This window comes from Xanthomonas sp. D-109, from assembly GCF_017746095.1.
GTDB lineage: Bacteria > Pseudomonadota > Gammaproteobacteria > Xanthomonadales > Xanthomonadaceae > Xanthomonas_A > Xanthomonas_A sacchari.
The window spans coordinates 89,273-109,438 of record NZ_JAGHWV010000012.1 but is presented as its reverse complement, the minus strand read 5'-3'; the positions used below and the strand labels follow the sequence as shown (position 1 = coordinate 109,438).

Sequence of the window (20,166 nt, the reverse complement as noted above, 5' to 3'; positions counted from 1 at the left end):
GGTCTTACGCGACCACCGATGCTCCCCATGTTCCGTACCGCTCCGTTGACCGGCGCGCTGTGGCTGGCCCTGGCCGCCGGCGCACATGCCGCTCCCGCATCCGCACCCTCTTCCTCCAACGCTGACGCCGACGCCAGTGGGGCGTCCGCCGTCCGCGACTTCGATCGCCTGCAGGTCACCGCTACCCGTACCCAGCGCGCCATCGTCGACGTGCCTGGCAGCGTCGATGTGATCGACCGCGAACAGATGGATCGCGCATTGGTCCACGACCTGAAGGACCTGCTGCGCTACACGCCCGGCGTGTCCGCCACCGGCAACAGCGGCCGCTTCAGCGGCATCTCCGGCATCCGCATCCGTGGCCTGGACGGCAACCGCGTGCTGATCCAGACCGACGGCATCCCGGTCTCGGACAGCTTCAGCTTCGGCAGCTACCTCAACGCCAACCGCAATTTCGTCGACATGGACACGCTCAAGCGCGTGGAGATCGTGCGCGGCCCGGCCAGCGCGCTGTACGGCTCCGATGCGTTGGGCGGCGTGGTCGCCTATGTCACCAAGGACCCGGCCGACTACCTGGCGCCGGGCAAGGACAGCTACGTCGGCCTGAAGTTCGGCTACGAGAGCGAATGGAAGGGCCTGTTCGCCGGCGCGCTGGTCGCCTTCGGCGGCGACCGCTGGAGCGGCATGGCCGCGGTCAGCCATCGCCAGGGCCAGGAAAGCGAGACCCAGGGCGACAACCGCAGCGTCGGCGCCGCCCGCACCGCGCCCAATCCGCTCAGCAGCGACGGCCGCAGCCTGCTCAGCAAGCTGGTCTACGCGCCCAGCGCCAACCAGCGCTTCAAGCTGACCGTCGAGGGCAACGAGGACTATTCGCGCATCGATGCGCTGAGCAACGTCACCGCCAGCATCCTGTCGCAGCGCGGCCGCGACCATCAGACCCGCGCCCGCGTGTCGCTGGCACACGAGGTGGACCAGCTCGATACGCTGCTCGCCGACGACCTGCGGTGGCAACTGTACCGCCAGGACAGCCAGAGCCTGCAACGCACCGACGAACGCCGCAGCAACGGCACCCTGCGGCACATGGAGCACGACTTCGACCAGCGCCTGTACGGGCTGCAGGCCAACCTGCACAAGCGGGTGGAGCAAGGCAGCGTCGTGCACGACTTCAGCTACGGCATCGACCTGTCGCACACCGACACCCACGAGAAGCGCGACGGCCACACGCTGAATCTGCGCACCGGGGCGATCAGCAAGACCGTGGGCATGGAGACCTTCCCGGTCCGTGATTTCCCGATCACCGAGACGCTCAAGGCCGGCGCCTACCTGCAGGACGAGATCGCGCTGGCTGGCGGACGCTTCAGTTTGATCCCGGCGCTGCGTGCCGACTACTACCGGCTGTCGCCGCAGGTCGATGCGATCTTCGCCACCGACAATCCCGGCGTGGCGGCGAAGAAGATCAGCGACCGCAACGTCTCGCCCAAGCTCGGCGCGATCTGGCGCCTGGACGATGCCTGGTCGCTGTACGCCAACTATGCGCACGGCTTCCGCGCGCCGCCCTACAACGACGTCAATATCGGCTTCACCAACCTGCTCATCGGTTACACCGCGATCGCCAATCCCGACCTGAAACCGGAGACCAGCCGTGGCGCGGAGTTGGGCGTGCGCTACGCCGGTCCGGCCGTCTACGCCGGCCTGAGCGCGTACCGCAACGCCTATCGCGACTTCATCGAGTCCTACCGCTTCGTCGGCTTCAACGCCGACGGCCTGATGCTGTATCAGTCGCGCAACGTGGACAGGGTCACCATCCGCGGCGTGGAAGCCAAGGCCGGCATCGACTTCGGCGCACTCGATGCGCGCTGGGCCGGCTGGTCGCTGCAGGCCAGCGCGGCCTATGCGCGCGGCGACAACCGCACCGACGGCACCCCGCTCAATTCGGTGGATCCGCTGCGTGGCGTGCTCGGCCTGGGCTACGACCGCAGCACCTGGGGCACGCAACTGGTCGCCACCGCGGTGGCGAAGAAGCGCCGGCCGGAACTGCCGACCTACTACACGCCGGCCGGCTACGCGACGCTGGATCTGCTCGCGCACTGGCACTTCACCGAAGGCGCACGGCTCGACGTCGGCGTGTTCAACCTGGCCGACCGTCGCTATATCGACTGGAACATGCTGCCTGGCGCGACCCTGGCCAGCAGCGCCGTGCTCGACCGCTATACCGGTGCCGGGCGCAACGTCTCGGTCAGCCTGGCGCTGGATTGGTAGCCGCACATGCGCATGGCCGCGCCAGCGCGTACCGGCCCGGAGCGGATCGCCGCGCCGCTGCCGCGCCCGGCGCAACTGGCCGCGCTGGGCACTGTGTTGTGTCTGTACCGCGCGCACACCGGCGCCGAACTGATCGGCTGGCGCCACGCCTGCAGCGTGGCCGCGCACCTGGACGTGGACAGCGACGGCGTGCTGGAGAGCCTGCGCTTCTACGACCGGCAGCAGCAATGCTGCTGGCGCCTGTACCTGCTGCCCGACAGCGATTTCGTCGCCTGGGACACGCTGTTGTCGGCGTTGCCCGCGGCACAGGACGCCGCCGACGGCGGTGTCGCCGAACGACTGTGGCGGCGCGTGGCCGGTCGCCTGCGCGGCGACGGCTGGCACGCAAGGGCGCTGCGCCTGCACGCGGCCGATGGCGTGCTGGCGGCCAGCGTGGCCGGCGTGTCGCCGCTCGGCGCCAGCATCGCCCGGCGCATCGCGCGCCTGGAGGCGGCCGAGGGCGACGTGCTGGTCGACGATTGCTGTTGCGCTCGCGCCGGTCGCACTGCGCCGCATCCCGATCCCGAGCGGCCATGGCCGCTGCTGCGGTTGTGAGCGGCCGATCGCGCTTCCCCGTTTCCCATCAACAACGACCACACCTCTCGATGATGAAAGCCCCGCCCCTGTTCTGCGCCCTGCTGCTTGCCGGCAGTCTTCCCGTCCACGCCGCGGACGCCGATCCGGCCCGTGACCGCGCCAGCATCCTGGCGATGCAGGGCGAGTACACGGTGGCGTTCGCCTTCGACGAGACCGTGCTGCTGCAACCCGGCTACACGCGCGCCGCGCCAATGCGCAGCGGCGGCGACGAAGTGGTGATCGTGGTCGAGGACAGCCCGCGCAAGGTGGTGCTGCAGCATCTGCTGGTGGAACCCAAGAGCGGCCACGTGACCAAGCACTGGCGCCAGGACTGGATCTACGAGGCGCCGCAGCGTTTCGCGTTCAGTGCCGACCAGACCTGGCAGGTGCGCCCGCTCGACGCCGCGGCCACCCGCGGCGCCTGGACCCAGTGCGTGTACGAGGTCAGCGACGCGCCGCGCTACTGCGGCACCGGGCGCTGGGACTACGCCGATGGCCATCCGACCTGGACCAGCGACCTGAGCTGGCGCCCGTTGCCGCGCCGTGAGTACACCAAGCGCAGCGACTACAACGCGCTGGCGGTGATCAACCGGCACACGCTGACCCCGGCCGGCTGGACCCACGAGCAGTTCAACACCAAGGTGCTGCGCAAGCCCGACGGCAGCCAGCAGGCCATCGCGCGCGAGTTCGGCTTCAATGACTACGTCAGGACCACGACCGTCGATTTCGCTCCGGCCTACGCCTACTGGAAGGCCACCCAGGGCTACTGGGCCAGGGTGCGTGCGCGCTGGGACGGCCTGCTCGGCAAGCCGCCGGGCGTGCACCTGAAGACCAAGGTCGATGGCATGGCGATCATCGTGCCGCTGTTCGGCCAGGCCGAGGCGGTGCAACAGGGCAAGCCGGTCAGCGATGCGCAGCTCGATGCGGTGTTCGCGCAATGGGCGGAGCCGGCACCGGCCGCGCGCTGAGGCCAGCGCCGGCGACACAGCCAGGGTGGGGAAGGCGGCCGGGATGGCGCCTTCCCCTTTTGCGTTTTACCTGTGGGCGTGCGCTCGTGACCGGCGCGAACCCGTGCTGGCGACGACGCCCGCGCCGTTCAGCGCTGCATGCCCCAGCGGCGCACGGTAAGCCGTTCCAGCACACGGAACCCGGCGCCTTCCACCACCAGGCCGAGCAGGATCACCATCGCCAGGCCGGCGAAGACGCGGTCGGTGTAGAGCTCGTTGCGATTCTGGAAGATGTACCAGCCCAGGCCGCCCTGGCCGGAGGTGGCACCGAACACCAGTTCGGCGGCGATCAGTGTGCGCCAGGCGAACGCCCAGGCGATCTTCAGGCCGGACAGGATCGCCGGCAGCGCCGCCGGCACCAGGATCGCGACCACGTAGCGCAGGCCGTGCAGCCCATAGTTGCGCGCGGCCATGCGCAGCGTCTCCGGCACGCCCTGGAAACCGGCGTAGGTGTTCAGCGCCAGCGGCCACAGCACCGCGTGCACCAGCACGAACACCAGGCTGCCATTGCCAAGCCCGAACCACAGCAGGGCCAGCGGCAGCAGGGCGATCGCCGGCAACGGATTGAACATCGCCGTCAGCGTGCCCAGCAGGTCGCGGCCGATCCGGGTCGAGACCGCCAGCGCGGTCAGGCCGAAGGCCAGTGCCACACCGAGCGCATAGCCTTGCGCGAGCATGCGCAGCGAGGCGCCGACCCGGCCCAGCAATTCGCCCGTCCATATCCCGTCGGCGAAGGCATGCGCGGTCTGCAGGAAGCTCGGCAGCAACAGGTCGTCGCCGAGCCAGCGCGCCACCGCTTCCCACAGTGCCGCCAGCGCGACCAGCACCAGCGCCTGGCGCAGCCAGTCCGGGACCTGCCGCCGCCGCGCCACGGCCGCCGGTACGGTCGCGGTGTAGGGCACGACCGGGTTTTCGTATTCGGCGCGGATCGGCGGCCGCAGCGGTGCGGCGGCGCTCACGGCGCGGCCTCGCGCACGCCGACGCGCCGACGCAATGGCGCCACGTTGCTGGCGGCCGTCGCCGTCCCCTCGGTGTCGTCGCCGACGCCAGCGGCGCCCGGCGCATCGAACAGCAGCCGATGGATGCGCTGCGCGGCGTGCTGGAACGCCGGGCTGCCGACGCTGGCGGGGCCGAAGCCATGGCTGTTGAGTTCGGCGCGCACCTGGCCCGGATGCGCCGACAGCAGCACGATGCGGCTGCCGACCAGCAAGGCCTCCTCGATCGAGTGGGTCACGAACACCAGGGTGAAGCGGGCCTCGTCCCACAACTCCAGTACCTCCGCCTGCATGCGCTGGCGGGTCAGCGCGTCGAGCGCGGCGAACGGCTCGTCCATCAGCAGCACGCGCGGTTGCATGGCCAGCGCCCGCGCGATCGCCACGCGCTGCTTCATGCCGCCGGACAAGGTGTGCGGATAGGCGTCGGCGAACGCCGACAGCCCGACCTTGTGCAGGAAATGATCGGCGCGCTCGGCCGCTTCGCGCCGCCCCAGTTTGCGCGCCGCACGCAGGCCGAAGGCCACGTTCTGGCGGACCGTCTTCCACGGCGCCAACTGGTCGAATTCCTGGAACACCACCACCCGGTCCGGTCCCGGCGCGCGCAGCACCTGCCCATCCAGGCGGATCTGTCCTTCGCTGGGCGCGACGAAACCGGCGATGGCCTTGAGCAGGGTCGACTTGCCGCAACCCGACGGGCCGAGCAGCACCAGCCGGTCGGCGGCGTACACGTCGAAGCTGACCTGGTGGGTGGCGCGGACCACGCGCGGCCCGCTGGCGTAGTCCAGGCTGACCCGCTCGAGCTGCAGCAACGGCGCCGGCGTCAAGGCGAAGGGGTTCATCTCAACTGCCTCCGGCGACTTGCGCGCTGTCGAAGAAATACTCCTTGACCGAGGCCGGCGCCTGCCTGATCGCGCCGATCCGGGACAGGAACTGGCCGAGCTTGAGCGTGTTCTGCGGCGCGGTCTTGAACTGCACCTTCGGGTCCTTGAGGATGCGCAGCACCAGCGCGCGGTCGATCTTGCCGCCATTGCGGCGCACGAACAGGTCCGCCGCCTGTTCCGGCTGGTGCTGCACGAAGACCGCCGCCTCGGCCAGCGCGGCGACGAAGGCCTGGTAGGTCTTGGGATTGTCGCGGCGGAACTTCTCGGTGGCGTACAGCACCGTGGCCGAGGTCGGGCCGCCTTCGATCGCGTACGAATCGAGCACGATGTGCGCCTTCGGGTTGCGCGCCAGTTCCTGCTCCTGGAACGGCGGGCTGGCGAAGTGCGCGGTGATCTCGGTGCCGCCGCGGATGATCGCCGCGGCAGCGTCGGGATGCGGCAAGGCCACCTGCTGCGCGTCCAGCCGGTTGTAGGCGCGCTCGCCCCAGCGCTGCGCCGAGGCATGCTGCAGCAGGCGCGACTGCACCGACACGCCGACCGCCGGCACCGCGATGCGGTCGCGCGGGCCGAAATCGTCCAGGGTCTTGATCCGCGGATCGTTGCTGATCAGGTAGTACGGGAAATTGCCCAGCGAGGCCACGCCGCGCACGTTCTGGCGGCCGCGCGTGCGGTCCCACAGGGTGAACAGCGGGCCGACGCCGGCACCGGCCACGTCGATCGACCCGGACAGCAGCGCATCGTTGGCGGCCGCACCGCCGGACAACTGCACGGTCTCCACCGCGATGTCGATGCCGGCGGCCTTGCCGTGCTTCTCGATCAGCTTCTGCTCCTGCGCCACATCGAGCAGCAGGTAGACGATGCCGTACTGCTTGGCGATGCGCAGCCGGCCTTCGGCCTGCGCAGGCTGGGTGTGCAACAGCGCGACGGCGAGCAGTGCGGTGGCGAACCAGCGCAGTCGCCGCGGCGCGGCGGCGGGCGGCGCGGTGGGCAGGAGAGCGAGCGAATCGGAAGCGGTCATGCGTCGTTCCAGTGGGGGAGGGGACTGCGCGGTCGGATAGCGGCGGATGCGCCGCGTGCAGGGGCGTGGCTCAGAACGGCACGTCGCCCTCGATGGTGGTGCGGTGCAGGCGTCGGCGCAGGTGATCCGGAGTGCCGCCGGCCAGGTGGGTGACCGAGCGGTTGTCCCAGAACACCATGTCGTGCGGCTGCCAGCGGTGCCGGTAGACCAGCGCATCGGCGCTGCTGTGCGCGAACAGCGCCTGCAGCAGCGCATCGCTTTCGTCCTGCGGCAGGCCGACGATGCGGGTGGTGAAGTGTTCGCTGACGAACAGCGCGCGGCGCCCGGTCTCCGGATGGGTGCGCACGATCGGATGGCGCACCGGCGGCACCTCGTCGATCTGCGCCTGGGTCAGCGGCGGCCGCCACGGATTGCGCTTGCGCAGGTCCTCGTACTTGGCCAGGTAGCTGTGCTCGGCCAGGCGCCCGTCGACCGCGCGTTGCAGCTCAAGCGGCAGCGTGTCCCAGGCCAGGTGCTGGTTGGCGAACAAGGTATCGCCGCCCTCGACCGGCAACTCCTGCGCCAGCAGCATCGAGCCCAGGCTCGGGGTCGGCTTGTACGACAGGTCCGAATGCCAGTAGTGGCCGGCATCGCCCAGCCCGATCGGCTGGCCATGCTCCTTGATGTTGGACACCACCAGCACTTCCGGGTGATCGCGCAGCTGGAACTGGCGCAACACATGGATCTGCAGCGGGCCGAAGCGGCGGCTGAAGGCGACCTGCTGCGCCGGGGTGATGCGCTGGTCGCGGAACACGAGCACGTGGTAGTGCAGGTGTGCGCGATGCAGCAGCGCGAACGTGCTGGCGTCCAGCGGCTGGGTCAGGTCCAGTCCCAGCACCTGCGCGCCCAGCGGCGCGGCGAACGGTTCGATGCGGACCGTCGGCGCGGCGGCGGCCGGCCGTGTTGCGATGGATGCGCGTGCCATGCGGCGGCCTCGTCTGCGAAGGATGCGACGCCGCGGCTCCGGCATGCGGCGTCCATTCCCACTGTAGGCCGCGTCCGGCGCGCGCCGAAGCAACGATTCGGATGGTGCTTATACGCAACCGGCATATGCTTGGTGCCGGGATTCGGGATTCGTAGTGGTCTGTCGATCCCCGGCGGCGGTGCGCGCCGCCGATCGTTGCAAGCATGCGTGGGCGACGCCCACGTCTTGCAGCGGTGCGGTGTGCCGGGCCGCCGTGCGCTCAGTTCTCGCGCAAGGCCAGCGCCGGCGGCGTGCGCAGGATGCGGCGGGTACGGACTCGGTGAAGATCCCAGTCGGCCTCCCGAAGATCAGGGAGCCGTAACCTGCATTTGCCCGGACGCCGCCAGCGCTTGTGGCGTCGCGATCGGCGACGCGTCGTCCGTGGCAGCGGATATCACCTGTTGGATCCATGGCAGATAGCGGGACACGCGCACGGCGTGCACGATCTGGCCGTAAAGGCCCTGCACGAACGAACCATTCGCGGTCCAGGTCTTCCAGAACGGATGGTCCGGCGGATAGTTGCCCCACGATGCCAGTCCGATCAGTTGCCGCGCGTCGCCCTCCCCAATCAGCAAGGGGCCGCCACTGTCGCCGCTGCCGGTGATGCCTTCCAGCGGCAGGGCAGACGCCGGCGGATCGAAGCGATACCAAACGTAGCGAGGGTCGGCGCCGACGATCGTGTTGAAGGCATGGCGCAGCACGCCGCGGTGCGCGCCGTGTGGGTCCTGGCCCTTGCTGCCGTCGCCGGTGGCGCCCTTGCCGATCAGCTCGGCGGTCATGCCCACCTCCTCGTCGCCGCGGTACAGCGCGACCGGTGCCACCCCTGGCACCGGTGCAGCCAACTCGATCAGCGCGATATCGTCGGACGCGCCGAGCGCCGCATAGAGTTTGGAGAAGTCGTGCGTCGTCAGTGCCTCCTTCACCAGCGCGTCGGGCAGCTTGCGGTAGCCGGGATGGACGACCACCCGCCTGATCCTGTACGCCACGCCGCCGATGGATACGTCCTGGTCCATGCCCGGCATCTGCATCGGTGCCGCATGCGCGGCAGTGACCACCCACTCGGGCGCGATCAGCACGCCGTGGCCTTCGCCGGGCAGGTCGACCAGCGCCGGGAATGCCGTTGCCGGAATCCGGTAGCGCGTTTCTTCCACATCCGCCCTGACCACCACGGCGCCAGCCGCGGTGGAGAGGGCCAACAGACAACAGGCGACAATCCACTTCATGCGGTACTCCTTTCGATGCACCGCGATCTTACCCATGACGCGGCACGCATCGCGCGGGTGGTCGCGACAGACCGCCGCCGCGCTTCGGTGGCGAGCTTGCCACCGGCGCGCTTTTCCAAATCCCCAATCCTGATTCCCCACTCCCGGCTCCTCTCAGTTCTCGCGCAAGGCCAGCGCCGGCGGTGTGCGCAGGATGCGGCGGGTGCCGGACCAGCCGGCGAGCAGGCTCAGCGCCACGCCGCCGAGGCCGCCGAGCAGCAGCGCCGGCCACGGCGGCGACAGCGCGAGGTCGAAGGCCTGCCTGGCCACCACCACGCCGATGATCGCGGCCGCGCCGACCGCAAGGATCGCCGCGAGCAGGCCGAGTGCGCCGAACTCCACCAGCACCGCGCCGCGCAACTGCCCGCGCCGCGCGCCCAGCGTGCGCAGCACCGCGCTGTCGTAGCGGCGCTCGCCGGCGGTGGCCTGCAGGGCGGCCAGCAACACCAGCGCACCGGCCAGCAGGCTGAAGCCCATCACCAGTTGCACCGCCTGGGCGACGCGGTCGATGACCTCGCGCACGCGCTGCAGGATCGCGTCGATGTCCAGCAGCGACACGTTCGGATAGGTGCGGCTGAGCCCGCTCAGCTGCGCCGCCGAGGCGTGCGGCAGGTGGAAGGCGGAGATCAGGTTGTACGGCGCATCCTGCACCGCGCCGGCGTTGAGCAGCAGGAAGAAGTTGACCCGGAACGAATCCCAGTCGGCCTTGCGCAGGCTGGTGACGGTGAAGCTGCGCTGCTGGTCGCCGAGCAGCAGGGTGATGCGGTCGCCGAGCTTGAGCCCGTAGCGCTGCGCCCAGCCTTCCTCCACCGAGGCTTCGGCGGCGGTGCTGTCGGCAGCCCAGAAGCGGCCGGACAGCAACCGGTTGGCGGCGGGGAATTCGTGCCGCCAGGAGAAGTTGATCGGTCGGTCGCTGCCGTCGCCATCGTCCTCCGGACCCTGCTCGCGGCGCTGCGGCGGCCTGCCGTTGATCGCCACCAGCTTGCCGGTGCTGAACGGTTCCACCGCCGCATCGGCCACACCGAGCGTGCGCAAGGTGCCCAACACCTGCTCGGCCTGGTCGGGCTGGATGTTCATCAGGAAATAGTTGGGCGTGTCCGCGGGCAATCGGTCGCGCCATTGTCCGAGCAGGCCGGGCCCGATCACCGCCAGCAACAGCAGCGCGCACAGCGACAGCGACAATCCCACCAGTTGCACCACGCTCAGCGCGCGGCGCCGGGTCAGCGCCGCCAGGCCCAGCTTCCATGGACCACGCAGCCGTCCCTGCAGCCGCCGCAGCACCGCCAGCAGCACGCCGCCGACCGCCGCGGCCAGCGCCGCCAGCAGAGTCAGGCCGCCCAGCACCCAGGCCGCCAGCACGCCGTCGCCGGTGGCGTAGACCGCCAGCACCACGGTGGCGACCAGGGCGGCGGCGTAGACCAGCAGCGAGGTCGGCGGCAGCGCGGCGAAGCTGCGGTTGAGCACGCGCATCGGCGGCACGTCGCGCAGGCGCAGCAGCGGCGGCAGGCCGAAGCCGAGCAGCAGCAACAGGCCGATGCCGGCGCCGGCCAGCGCCGGCGTCGCCTGCGGCAACGGCAGGCGGTTGGGAATCAGGCTGCCCAGCGCTTCGACCAGGCCGACCTGGGCCAGCATGCCCAGGCCCACGCCGAGCGCGCAGGCGGGGATCGCCAGCAGCAGCAACTGCAGGGCCAGCGCGCCGAGGATGTCGCGCTGGCGCGCGCCCAGGCAGCGCAGCACGGCCACGTTGTCGATGCGGCGCAACGCGAAGCGATTGGCGGCCAGCGCGGTGGCGACGCCGGCCAGCAGCACCGCCAGCAACGCGGCCAGCGCCAGGAAGCGCCCGGCGCGGTCGAACGCGCCGCGCACGCCGCGCTGGGTGTCCTCGATGCCGACCAGGCGGAACGCCCTGGCGCGCGGCGCCAGCCATGCGCGCAGGGCGGCGATCTCGCCCGGCGCGCCGGCGAACATCAACCGGTAGGACGCGCGGCTGCCAGGGCCGAGCAGGCCGGCGGCATCGACGTCGGCGCGGTTGACCAGCAGCGGCGGCGACAATTGCATCAGTTCGCCGGAGGCATCCGGCTCGGCGCGCAGCACCCGGGTCACGCGCAGCGTGCCGGCGCCGAACTCCAGCGCATCGCCGAGCTTCAGCCCCAGCGCTTCGAGCAGACGCGGATCGGCGTAGGCCTCGCCGCGTGGCGGCGGCCCGGCCCGTTCGCTGCCGGCACCGACGGTGTCGCGCGCCACCAGCAACTCGCCGCGCAGCGGATAACCCGTGCCCACCGCCTTGATGTTGGCCATCTGGCTGGCGTCGCCATGGAACAGCACGCTCGGGAAACTGACCATGCGCGTGCTGCGCAGCCCGCGCCGCTGCGCTTCCTCGGCGAAGGCGGCGGGGATGTCCTGGCGCCCGCTGACGCCGAGGTCGCCGCCGATCACCTCGGCGGCGCTGCCGGTCAGCGCCAGGGTCACCCGGTCGACCAGGGTGCCGACCGCGGTCATCACCGCCACGCCCAGCACCAGCGCGGCGAACACGGTCAGCAGATCGCCGGCGAACAGTTCGCGGCGCAGTGCGCGCGCGGCATGGCGCAGCACGTTCATGCGGCATCCGCCGCGTCGGCGGCGCGCAGGCGGCCGCCATCGAGGCGGTAGCGGTGCTCGCAGCGCTGCGCCAGGCGCATGTCGTGCGTGACCAGCACCAGGGTGGTGTCGCTGCCGGCGTTGAGCGCGAACAGCAGGTCGCTGATCTGCTGCCCGGTGGCCTGGTCGAGGCTGCCGGTGGGCTCGTCGGCGAACAGGATGCGCGGCCGCGCCACGAACGCGCGCGCCAAGGCCACGCGCTGCTGCTCGCCGCCGGACAGTTGCCGCGGGTAGTGCCGCGCCCGTGCGCTCAGCCCCACGGCCTCCAGCACCTCGCGCACCCGCGCCGGATCCTCGCGTCCGGCCAGTTCCAGCGGCAGGGCGATGTTCTCGGCCGCGGTCAGCGACGGCAGCAGGTGGAAACTCTGGAACACGAAGCCGACCTCGCGCGCGCGCAGCGCAGCGCGCGCTTCCTCGTCCAGCGCATTGAGCGATTGCCCGGCCAGCACGATCTCGCCGCGCGTGGGCAGGTCGAGGCCGGCCAGCAAACCGAGCAGGGTGGTCTTGCCGGAGCCGGAGGCACCGACGATGGCGACGCTGTCGCCTTCACCGATGGTCAATCCGACCTTGTCGAGAATGTGGACCGTACCCTCCGGTCCGCTGACGGATTTGCCGACATCGCGCACGTCGATGGCGATGCCGGCGCGAAGCGTGGGGGCCTGACTGTCGATGAGGGAATCTCCGATGCGTGGTGATGAGACGAGAAGCAAGCCGGCCTGGACGCGCCGCGCCTGGCTGCTGCTGGCATGGTGGGTGCTTCTGCCCGTCATCGCCTGTGCCAAAGGTGCGACGGGTCCGGTGCTGGTGCTCGGCGACAGCCTCAGCGCGGCGCACAACATCCCGGTGCAGTCCGGCTGGGTGGCCTTGCTGGACAAGCGCCTGCAGCAACAGATGCGGACGCCGCCGGCCGTGGTCAATGCCAGCATCAGCGGCGAGACCTCCTCCGGCGCACTGACCCGCCTGCCGGCGCTGCTGCAGAAGCACCGGCCGTCGGTGGTGGTGATCGAACTGGGCGGCAACGACGCGTTGCGCGGGCTGAGCCCGGCCGAACTGCGCGGCAACCTGGAGAAGATGATCGTGCTCAGCCGTGACGCGGGCGCGAAGGTGTTGTTGCTGGGCATCGACGTGCCGCCGAACTACGGCCCGGGCTACCGCCAGCGCCTGCGCGCGGTCTACGCGGACCTGGCGAAGCAGTACCAGACCGGCCTGCTGCCATTCCTGCTGGAAGGCGTGGCGCTGAACCCGGCGCTGATGCAGGGCGACGGTCTGCACCCCACCGCCGCGGCCCAGCCGAAGGTGCTGGACAACGTGTGGCCGCAGCTCAAGCCATTGATTGCGCAATAGTTTTTTTGCGACTCAGGCAGATGAAGCGACCTTCACGCCGCCACCACCGCACATCCGGCATGTTTCACAAAGCTGAAGACTGAGGAAGCGTTATGCGTCAGACCAAGGAAACATCCGGGCTCGTGCTGGTCGTGGAAGACAACCGCAATATTTCCGAGATGATCGGCGAGTATCTGGAGGGCCGCGGATTCGAAGTGGATTACGCCTGCGATGGCCTGGACGGCTACCGCCTGGCGGCGGAAAACAGTTACGACGTGGTGGTGCTGGACCTGATGCTGCCGCGTCTGGACGGCATCGAAGTGTGCCGCCGCCTGCGCAACGACGCGCGCAAGTCCACCCCGGTGCTGATGCTGACCGCGCGCGACACGCTCGACGACAAGCTCACCGGCCTGGGTTTCGGTGCCGATGACTACCTGACCAAGCCGTTCGCGATCCAGGAACTGGAGGCGCGCCTGCGTGCGTTGATCCGCCGCGAGCGCCGCCAGGTCGGCTCGGAAGTGCTGAAGGTGGCCGACCTGGTGCTGGATCCGGTGAGCATGCGCGCCACCCGCGCCGGCACCGAGCTGCAGCTCTCGCCGATCGGCCTGCGCCTGCTGACCATCCTGATGCGCGAATCGCCGCGCGTGGTCACCCGCCAGGAAATCGAGCGCGAGATCTGGGGCAACGGCCTGCCGGACTCGGACACCCTGCGCAGCCATCTGTACAACCTGCGCAAGATCATCGACAAGCCGTTCGACCGCCCGCTGCTGCACACCGTGCAGAGCGCCGGTTACCGCATCGCCGACATCGCCCAGCCGATGAGCTGAGGCGGCGCCCGATCGTGGATGCAATGCGGCCCCGCTGAACGGGGCCGCTTGCACGAAAGGCTCACGATCGGCCTTCCTATAATCGCGGCAACGATCACGGATGCCGTATGCCGCACGGGTTGCCGCGCAAACTTCGCCTCGCCCTGATCGCCCGCATCGTGTTTGCGGGCTGCGTCGTCACGCTTGCCAGTTATCTGGTGGTGGCGATCGTGCAGCACTCGCTGGTCGGCTCGATCCTGCAGCAGGAAGCGCGCTATTACTGGCGCGTGCATGCGCAGCAGCCGCAGCAGCTTCCGCCCAACACCCACAGCCTGCGCGGCTACCTGGTGGCGCCCGGCCAATCCGATGCCGCGGTGCCCGTCGACCTGCGGGGGCTGGCGCCCGGCCTGCACGAGGACCGCCCCGGCGGCGAGATCGTGCTGGTCGACCAGAACCCGTCCGGCCGCCTGTACCTGGTGTTCCTGCGCGCGCCGGCGCAGCGGCTGGCGTTCTGGTTCGGCGTGGTGCCGACCCTGCTGACCCTGATCGCGGTGATCGTGGTGGCCTGGTTGACGTGGCGGGTGTCGCGACGCTTGCTGTCGCCGATGAACTGGCTGGCGCGGCGGGTCTCGCGCTGGGATCCGCGGCACCCGGCCGCCGCCGATCTGGCCCCGGAAAACCTGCCGGCCGACGTGCAGGGCGAAGCGCGGCAGTTGGCCGCCGCGCTGCATGCGCTGGCCCAGCGCGTCACCGACCACGTCGCCCGCGAACGCAACTTCACCCGCGATGCCAGCCACGAACTGCGCACCCCGCTGACGGTGATCCGCGTCGCCACCGACATCGCGATGACCGAGCAGGAACTGCCGCCGCGCCTGAACCGCAGCCTGCAGCGGATCCAGCGTGCCGGCCGCGACATGGAAGCGGTGATCGACGCGTTCCTGATCCTGGCGCGGGAAGCGGACGTGGTGCCGCAGAGCGAGACCATCGACGTCGCCGAGCTGGTGGAATACGAGGCCGAAAACGCCCGTGAGCTGCTGGCGGACAAGCCGGTGACCCTGAGCGTGCGCGTGCTGGCCCCGGCCACGCTGCACGCGCCGCCACGGGTGCTGCACGTGGTGGTCAGCAACCTGCTGCGCAACGCCTGCAGCTATACCGATGCAGGACGCGTCGAAGTCGAGGTCGAGGCCGACCGCATCCGTATCCGCGATACCGGCATCGGCATGTCCGAGGAGGCGCTGCGGCACGCCTTCGAGCCGTTCTTCCGCGCCGAGTCGGAACGTCCGCAGGGCACCGGGCTGGGCCTGTCGATCGTGCGCCGGCTGTGCGACCGCTTCGGCTGGCAGGTTTCCCTGGAAAGCGCCGGCGGGGGCGGCATTCTCGCGACGGTGCGGTTCGGCCCGGCAGCGTAGGCGCTGGCACAGGGCGCTCGCGGCGGGGGCGTCCGGTCCATCGGCAAGAGGCCGCGCAGGGGCTTTTCCTGGAGGCGGCGAGTCCGATGGACGAGAGTGCTATGGTGCGCCGGTCCTGCCCCTCGCCATGTCCCGATGAAACGTCGCACCCTGCTCGCGCTGTCCGCCCGCCTCGGCGTGCTGAGCGCCTTGCCCTCGCTGGCCTTGGCCAGGTCTCTGCCACGTCCGGCGTCCCTCGGCTTCGTCCAGCAGGGCCGCGTGGCCGCGTTGCCCACGGCCGACCAGGTGCGCTGGCAGCGGCGCGAGATGGGCATGTTCGTGCATTTCGGCAACGAGACCTACAGCAACGGCCGCCCGCACGACTTTTCGGTGCCGGCGCAGGAAGTGAACCCGGTCGATCTGGACACCGATCAGTGGGCCAAGACGGCGGTGGCCGCCGGCGCGACCTACATCGTCTTCGTCGCCAAGCACCAATACGGGTTCTGCTGCTGGCAGACCGACACCACCGATTTCAGCCTGAAGCGCTCGCCATGGAAGCACGGCAAGGGCGACATCATGGCGATGCTGCGCGCATCCTGCGACAGATACGGCCTTGGACTCGGCGTCTATCTTTCGCCGCGCGACGATCACTTCGGCGCGGCGACCGGGGGCATCTGCAAGACCCCGGCGGAGCAGGCGCGCTACGACGCCGTCTACCGCCAGCAACTGACCGAGTTGACCACGCGCTACGGCGCGCTGGTCGAGGTGTGGTTCGACGGCGCCACGGCGACCCCGGTCGCCGACATCCTCCAGCAGCACCAGCCGCATGCGGCGGTGTTCCAGGGCGCCGCTGCGACGATCCGCTGGGTGGGCAACGAGGACGGTTTCGCGCCTTATCCATGCTGGAACGGCGTGGATCGCGCCGTCGCCGCGCTGGGCACGGCGACGGCGCTGGACAGCGATCCGGACGGCGACCGCTGGCTGCCCAACGAGGTCGATGTCTCCATCCGCAGGCCGGAGTGGTTCTGGACCCCGACCAATGGCGACAAGGTGCTGCACCTGGATCAGTTGCTCTCGATCTACTACCGCTCCGTGGGGCGTGGCGCGCAGCTGCTGCTGAACGTCTGTCCCAATCCGCGCGGCTTGGTCGACAAGGCCGACCAGGACGCGGTCGCAGCCTTCGGTGCGGAGATCCGGCGCCGCTTCGGCAAGGCGCTGGCAACGACGTCGGGCGCCGGTGCGGACGTGATCCTGACGCTGCCGCAGCCGCGCCGGATCGACACGGTGGTGCTGCAGGAACAGATCGAGCACGGCGAGCGCGTGCGCGCATACGTACTCGAAGGCCGCGTGGCAGGCGCATGGACGACGTTGGGCCAGGGGTCGGCGGTCGGCTACAAGCGCATCCAGCCGGTGGTCCCGATCGAGGTCGACGCGGTGCGCGTGCGCACCACCCGGGCCGCGGCCGCGCCGATGCTGCGTACGCTGGCGGTGTACGACACGGGCGTGGCGCCGCCGGCCGACTGGAATGCGCCTTCCGGGTTGTGGTCCAAGCACCTGATCGGCGACTGGAAGGACGGGACGTTCTCGTTCGATCTGCGTGGCGTGGTGACGGAAGCGGCGCAGTACAAACTGCGGCTGGTCGCGGCCGATGGCGCCATCGTCGCCATCACCGACGTGACGCTCGTCCTCGGCGGCGCGCCGCAGCCCAAGATGCTCAAGCATGTGCCCCAGCATGCGGACGAACTGATCATCAATGTGACTGGTATGGGCGATACCGGCACCATCTCCGGCAAGGTCAGCGGCGCCAGTCGCGGTCAGGCGCTGTTGCAGAAGATGTGAGACCGTGCGCGCGGCGTGCTGCGGCCGGCACGCGCGATGCGGTGGGCCAAGCCCGGTGTGCCGCACCGACCTCGCGGGCGTTCGCTCGTCCACCTGCAACAAGCCGGCGTGCGCCTTTCGCAGCACCGTGCGCGCCGCGCTTGCATGGCGCGCGTTCGGAAACGCGCGGCATCGCCGTCAGTGTCGGGCCGGCCGAGCGAGCGGCCGGACCGCGTGCAGCGCGGGCGTTGGCCGCGCGCCGCGGTCAGTGCGTCAGGTACGGACGCACGGTGTCGCGCCACAGCGCGTAGCCGGCCGCGTTCATGTGCAGCTTGTCCGGACCGAACAGCTCGGCGCGCGGCTGCCCGTCGGCGCCCAGCATCGGCGTGTACACGTCGACGAACTGGACCTGCTTCAGGCCGGCAGCGGCCTTGCGGATCAGCGCGTTGGCCTCGGCCATCTTCGGCATCAGCGCCGCACGCGAGGGGCTGGGCTTGATCGACAGATAGACGATGCGGGTCTTGGGCAGGTCGCGGCGCACGCGGGTCACGAAGGCCACGAAGTCGTCGCGCACCTGCTGCGGGCTGCGGCCGCTGTTGAGGTCGTTGTCGCCGGCGTAGAACACGATCAGGCGCGGCTTGTACGGCACCACGATGCGGTCGGCGTACCAGGTGCTGTCGCGGACCTCCGAGCCGCCGAAGCCGCGGTTGAGCGTCTGCACGCCTGGGAAATCGGTGGCCAGCGAGGTCCAGAAGCGGATCGAGGAACTGCCGATGAACAGCACGCCGCCGGGTTTGACCGGATGTGCGGCATCGTCCTTGGCGAAGCGCGCCATGTCCTCTTCCCAGGCGGCATTGGAGACCTGGTCGGGCACGCTGGGCGGCGGAGGTGGGGTGAGCGCCCGTGCCGGCGACAGGCCCAGCAGGGACAGACTGAACAGACTCAGGGCGAGCAGCGGTGCGCGCAGCGGCGAACGGGGCATGACGCCTCCTCGAAGCAAGGGGATCGGCGATGGTGCCGCAGGCGCGACATGCAGGCAAATCCGCGGCGATGCCGGCGCCGCCGCGGGGCTTGTGGCAAAATTGCGGCCTATCCCGCTGCGCCCTTGCCCATGACCGATTCCTTCCGGCCGTCGTCGTCGCGTCCCCGTCGCCCGGGGCGGGACTGAGCCATGGCCGACCAGTTCGGGCATCTGCCGCGCGGGCCGCGCCGCATGCTGATGGCGGCGCGTTGGTCCTGGCAGGGATTGCGCGCGGCCTGGCTGCACGAATCCTCGTTCCGCCTGGAGGTGTGCCTGTTCCTGATCCTGGCGCCGTTGGCGCTGTGGCTGGGGCAGGGGCCGGTGCAGCAGGTGCTGATGATCGGCTCGCTGCTGCTGGTGCTGGCGGTGGAGCTGCTCAATTCGGCGATCGAAGCGGTGATCGAGCGCTATGGTCCCGAGCATCACGAGCTGGCCGGCCGCGCCAAGGACATGGGCTCGGCCGCGGTGTTCGTGATGCTGGCCAACGTGGTGCTGTGCTGGGGCCTGATCCTGCTGCCGCGCCTGCTGTGATCGCCGCCCGTTTCTTCTTCCGTTAAAGGACCCGACACCATGGCCCTCGAATTTCTCGCCGACCCCAACACCTGGCTGACGCTGTTGACGCTGAGTGCGTTGGAGATCGTGCTGGGCATCGACAACCTGGTGTTCATCTCCATCGCCGTGGGCAAGCTGCCGGAAGCGCAACGCCCGGCCGCGCGCAGGTTCGGCATCGCGGTGGCGTGCCTGACCCGCATCGCGCTGCTGGTGTCGCTGGCGTTCCTGGCGCGGATGCAGGGCGAGTTGTTCAGCGTCGCCGGCATGGGCATCTCGATCCGCGACCTGGTGCTGATCGTCGGCGGCCTGTTCCTGCTGGTGAAGGGCACGATGGAGATCCGCGAGCTGATCACCGGCGGCGAGGACGAAGACCCCACCACCAGCAAGGCCTCGGGCGTGTTCTGGATGGTGATCGCGCAGATCGCGGTGATCGACATCGTGTTCTCGCTGGACTCGGTGATCACCGCGGTGGGCATGGCCCAGCACATCCCGGTGATGATCGCCGCGGTGCTGCTGGCGGTGGCGGTGATGCTGCTGGCGGCCAACCCGCTGGGCCGTTTCATCGACGCCAACCCGACGGTGAAGATGCTGGCGCTGGCCTTCATCCTGATGATCGGCGTGGTGCTGATCCTGGACGGCCTGGACGTGCACGTGCCCAAGCCCTACATCTACGCGGCGATGGGCTTCTCGGTGCTGGTGGAGTGGCTGAACCTGCTGATGCGCCGGCGCGCCGCCGCGCACCAGGTGCCCGGCGCGGGGAAGTGGTGAGCCACCGCTGAGGACGGCTGCGTTTTCACCGGCAGCGTGGCAAGCTGCGCGCAGTCATTCGCCGGAGTCCTCGCATGCGCCTGTTGTCCCGCTCCCTGTTCCTGGCCGCGCTGGCGGTGTTGCTGTCCGGCTGCGGCTACAACGCGATCCAGCAGAAGGACCAGGCGGTCAAGGCCGGCTGGTCGGAAGTGCTGAACCAGTACAAGCGCCGCGCCGACCTGGTGCCGAACCTGGTCAACACGGTCAAGGGCTATGCCGACCAGGAGCGGCAGGTGCTGACCGACGTGACCAACGCCCGCGCCCGCGTCGGCCAGGTGCAGGTCAACGCCGACGACGCCGCCTCGCTGCAGCAGTTCCAGCAGGCGCAGGGCCAGCTGTCCAGCGCGCTGTCGCGGTTGCTGGTGGTCAGCGAGAACTATCCCAACCTGAAATCCGACCAGGCCTTCCGCGACCTGCAGGCGCAGCTGGAAGGCACCGAAAACCGCATCACCGTGGCACGCGGCCGCTACATCCAGGCGGTGCAGGACTACAACACCTACATCCTGTCCTTCCCGCAGGTGCTCACCGCCAAGATGTTCGGCTACAAGGAGAAGCCCAACTTCTCGGTGGAGAACGAGGCGCAGATCTCCGAGGCGCCGGCGGTGAACTTCGGCGGCCAGCCGGCGTCCGCGCCGCAGCAGCCGCAGCAGCCGGCACCGGCGCAGTAAGCGTCGCGGCAGGCCGGCCCGACCGTGCGTTCCACCTCCGCGGCTGAGCGCGCCGCCGCAGCGACGGCGTCGTGCGGCGGCGCGCGCCCTGCGGCTGGCCGTCGGCACG

Annotated in this window: 18 protein-coding genes; 10 read left to right on the top strand and 8 right to left on the bottom strand. The window is 70.0% G+C overall.

Going from position 1 to position 20,166, the window contains the following annotated elements; translation table 11 throughout:
• Positions 1 to 27: 27 nt before the first annotated feature.
• The 3 genes from J7357_RS13490 to J7357_RS13480 are packed head-to-tail and all read left to right on the top strand — an operon-like array spanning position 28 to position 3,839.
• On the top strand, positions 28 to 2,256 hold the full coding sequence (locus J7357_RS13490) for a TonB-dependent hemoglobin/transferrin/lactoferrin family receptor (protein ID WP_209247180.1): 2,229 nt from the start codon (positions 28 to 30) through the stop codon (positions 2,254 to 2,256).
• Between the two features lie 6 nt (positions 2,257 to 2,262).
• The gene (locus J7357_RS13485; protein WP_209247178.1) at positions 2,263 to 2,850 is read left to right on the top strand and encodes a Hemin transport protein; all 588 of its coding nucleotides are present in this window, start codon (positions 2,263 to 2,265) and stop codon (positions 2,848 to 2,850) included.
• Positions 2,851 to 2,900: 50 nt separating this feature from the next.
• Positions 2,901 to 3,839, top strand: a complete 939-nt coding sequence (locus tag J7357_RS13480) for a DUF6607 family protein (RefSeq protein WP_209247176.1) — start codon at positions 2,901 to 2,903, stop codon at positions 3,837 to 3,839.
• 128 nt (positions 3,840 to 3,967) lie between these two features.
• Here the strand turns inward: J7357_RS13480 and J7357_RS13475 are convergent, their stop codons facing one another.
• The 7 genes from J7357_RS13475 to J7357_RS13445 all read right to left on the bottom strand — a co-directional run bounded on the left by J7357_RS13475 (position 3,968) and on the right by J7357_RS13445 (position 12,234).
• Entirely contained in the window at positions 3,968 to 4,837 is an 870-nt protein-coding gene (locus J7357_RS13475) for an ABC transporter permease (RefSeq protein WP_209247174.1), read from the bottom strand.
• A complete protein-coding gene (locus tag J7357_RS13470) occupies positions 4,834 to 5,712 on the bottom strand; it encodes an ABC transporter ATP-binding protein (RefSeq protein WP_209247172.1) in 879 nt (292 codons plus the stop codon). Before J7357_RS13470 ends, J7357_RS13475 begins: the two co-directional genes overlap by 4 nt.
• 1 nt (position 5,713) lies before the next feature.
• Positions 5,714 to 6,772 carry an ABC transporter substrate-binding protein gene (locus J7357_RS13465; RefSeq protein WP_244667504.1) on the bottom strand — a complete coding sequence of 353 codons (1,059 nt, stop codon included), beginning with the start codon at positions 6,770 to 6,772 and terminating at the stop codon, positions 5,714 to 5,716.
• Positions 6,773 to 6,842: 70 nt separating this feature from the next.
• A complete protein-coding gene (locus J7357_RS13460) occupies positions 6,843 to 7,736 on the bottom strand; it encodes a TauD/TfdA family dioxygenase (protein WP_209247170.1) in 894 nt (297 codons plus the stop codon).
• A gap of 347 nt (positions 7,737 to 8,083) precedes the next feature.
• The gene (locus J7357_RS13455; RefSeq protein WP_209247168.1) at positions 8,084 to 8,998 is read right to left on the bottom strand and encodes a trypsin-like serine protease; all 915 of its coding nucleotides are present in this window, start codon (positions 8,996 to 8,998) and stop codon (positions 8,084 to 8,086) included.
• 153 nt (positions 8,999 to 9,151) lie between these two features.
• A complete protein-coding gene (locus J7357_RS13450; RefSeq protein ID WP_209247166.1) occupies positions 9,152 to 11,635 on the bottom strand; it encodes an FtsX-like permease family protein in 2,484 nt (827 codons plus the stop codon).
• Positions 11,632 to 12,234, bottom strand: a complete 603-nt coding sequence (locus tag J7357_RS13445; protein WP_010342203.1) for an ATP-binding cassette domain-containing protein — start codon at positions 12,232 to 12,234, stop codon at positions 11,632 to 11,634. Before J7357_RS13445 ends, J7357_RS13450 begins: the two co-directional genes overlap by 4 nt.
• A 124-nt stretch (positions 12,235 to 12,358) precedes the next feature.
• On the opposite strand from J7357_RS13445, the gene J7357_RS13440 reads away from it, so the two are divergent.
• The 4 genes from J7357_RS13440 (at position 12,359) to J7357_RS13425 (ending at position 17,030) form a co-directional block, all read left to right on the top strand.
• Complete coding sequence (locus J7357_RS13440) at positions 12,359 to 13,018, top strand: arylesterase (RefSeq protein ID WP_209247164.1); 660 nt, start codon at positions 12,359 to 12,361, stop codon at positions 13,016 to 13,018.
• A 92-nt stretch (positions 13,019 to 13,110) separates the two neighbouring features.
• Positions 13,111 to 13,824, top strand: coding sequence for a response regulator transcription factor (locus J7357_RS13435; RefSeq protein ID WP_003481607.1), 714 nt, complete (start codon positions 13,111 to 13,113; stop codon positions 13,822 to 13,824).
• Positions 13,825 to 13,931: 107 nt separating this feature from the next.
• A complete protein-coding gene (locus tag J7357_RS13430; protein WP_209247162.1) occupies positions 13,932 to 15,212 on the top strand; it encodes a HAMP domain-containing sensor histidine kinase in 1,281 nt (426 codons plus the stop codon).
• Positions 15,213 to 15,347: 135 nt separating this feature from the next.
• The gene (locus J7357_RS13425) at positions 15,348 to 17,030 is read left to right on the top strand and encodes an alpha-L-fucosidase (RefSeq protein ID WP_209247160.1); all 1,683 of its coding nucleotides are present in this window, start codon (positions 15,348 to 15,350) and stop codon (positions 17,028 to 17,030) included.
• A 244-nt stretch (positions 17,031 to 17,274) separates the two neighbouring features.
• Here J7357_RS13425 and J7357_RS13420 read toward each other — a convergent pair whose 3' ends face one another.
• Positions 17,275 to 17,991 carry an SGNH/GDSL hydrolase family protein gene (locus tag J7357_RS13420; RefSeq protein ID WP_209247158.1) on the bottom strand — a complete coding sequence of 239 codons (717 nt, stop codon included), beginning with the start codon at positions 17,989 to 17,991 and terminating at the stop codon, positions 17,275 to 17,277.
• 189 nt (positions 17,992 to 18,180) lie between these two features.
• Here J7357_RS13420 and J7357_RS13415 point away from each other — a divergent pair, with 189 nt between their 5' ends.
• The 3 genes from J7357_RS13415 to J7357_RS13405 all read left to right on the top strand — a co-directional run bounded on the left by J7357_RS13415 (position 18,181) and on the right by J7357_RS13405 (position 20,057).
• A complete protein-coding gene (locus J7357_RS13415; RefSeq protein ID WP_010342212.1) occupies positions 18,181 to 18,561 on the top strand; it encodes a diacylglycerol kinase in 381 nt (126 codons plus the stop codon).
• A gap of 39 nt (positions 18,562 to 18,600) precedes the next feature.
• A complete protein-coding gene (locus J7357_RS13410; protein ID WP_019799747.1) occupies positions 18,601 to 19,350 on the top strand; it encodes a TerC family protein in 750 nt (249 codons plus the stop codon).
• A 74-nt stretch (positions 19,351 to 19,424) separates the two neighbouring features.
• Positions 19,425 to 20,057 carry a LemA family protein gene (locus J7357_RS13405; protein WP_019799748.1) on the top strand — a complete coding sequence of 211 codons (633 nt, stop codon included), beginning with the start codon at positions 19,425 to 19,427 and terminating at the stop codon, positions 20,055 to 20,057.
• Positions 20,058 to 20,166: the final 109 nt, after the last annotated feature.

Excerpts from the sequence above, each read along its gene's own strand:
- J7357_RS13490 (WP_209247180.1), top strand. The coding sequence starts at position 28 with ATGTTCCGTACCGCTCCGTTGACCGGCGCGCTGTGGCTGGCCCTGGCC.
- J7357_RS13485 (WP_209247178.1), top strand. The coding sequence starts at position 2,263 with ATGCGCATGGCCGCGCCAGCGCGTACCGGCCCGGAGCGGATCGCCGCG.
- J7357_RS13480 (WP_209247176.1), top strand. The coding sequence starts at position 2,901 with ATGATGAAAGCCCCGCCCCTGTTCTGCGCCCTGCTGCTTGCCGGCAGT.
- J7357_RS13470 (WP_209247172.1), bottom strand. The coding sequence starts at position 5,712 with ATGAACCCCTTCGCCTTGACGCCGGCGCCGTTGCTGCAGCTCGAGCGG.
- J7357_RS13465 (WP_244667504.1), bottom strand. The coding sequence starts at position 6,772 with ATGACCGCTTCCGATTCGCTCGCTCTCCTGCCCACCGCGCCGCCCGCC.
- J7357_RS13460 (WP_209247170.1), bottom strand. The coding sequence starts at position 7,736 with ATGGCACGCGCATCCATCGCAACACGGCCGGCCGCCGCCGCGCCGACG.
- J7357_RS13455 (WP_209247168.1), bottom strand. The coding sequence starts at position 8,998 with ATGAAGTGGATTGTCGCCTGTTGTCTGTTGGCCCTCTCCACCGCGGCT.
- J7357_RS13450 (WP_209247166.1), bottom strand. The coding sequence starts at position 11,635 with ATGAACGTGCTGCGCCATGCCGCGCGCGCACTGCGCCGCGAACTGTTC.
- J7357_RS13440 (WP_209247164.1), top strand. The coding sequence starts at position 12,359 with ATGCGTGGTGATGAGACGAGAAGCAAGCCGGCCTGGACGCGCCGCGCC.
- J7357_RS13435 (WP_003481607.1), top strand. The coding sequence starts at position 13,111 with ATGCGTCAGACCAAGGAAACATCCGGGCTCGTGCTGGTCGTGGAAGAC.
- J7357_RS13430 (WP_209247162.1), top strand. The coding sequence starts at position 13,932 with ATGCCGCACGGGTTGCCGCGCAAACTTCGCCTCGCCCTGATCGCCCGC.
- J7357_RS13425 (WP_209247160.1), top strand. The coding sequence starts at position 15,348 with ATGAAACGTCGCACCCTGCTCGCGCTGTCCGCCCGCCTCGGCGTGCTG.
- J7357_RS13420 (WP_209247158.1), bottom strand. The coding sequence starts at position 17,991 with ATGCCCCGTTCGCCGCTGCGCGCACCGCTGCTCGCCCTGAGTCTGTTC.
- J7357_RS13415 (WP_010342212.1), top strand. The coding sequence starts at position 18,181 with ATGGCCGACCAGTTCGGGCATCTGCCGCGCGGGCCGCGCCGCATGCTG.
- J7357_RS13410 (WP_019799747.1), top strand. The coding sequence starts at position 18,601 with ATGGCCCTCGAATTTCTCGCCGACCCCAACACCTGGCTGACGCTGTTG.
- J7357_RS13405 (WP_019799748.1), top strand. The coding sequence starts at position 19,425 with ATGCGCCTGTTGTCCCGCTCCCTGTTCCTGGCCGCGCTGGCGGTGTTG.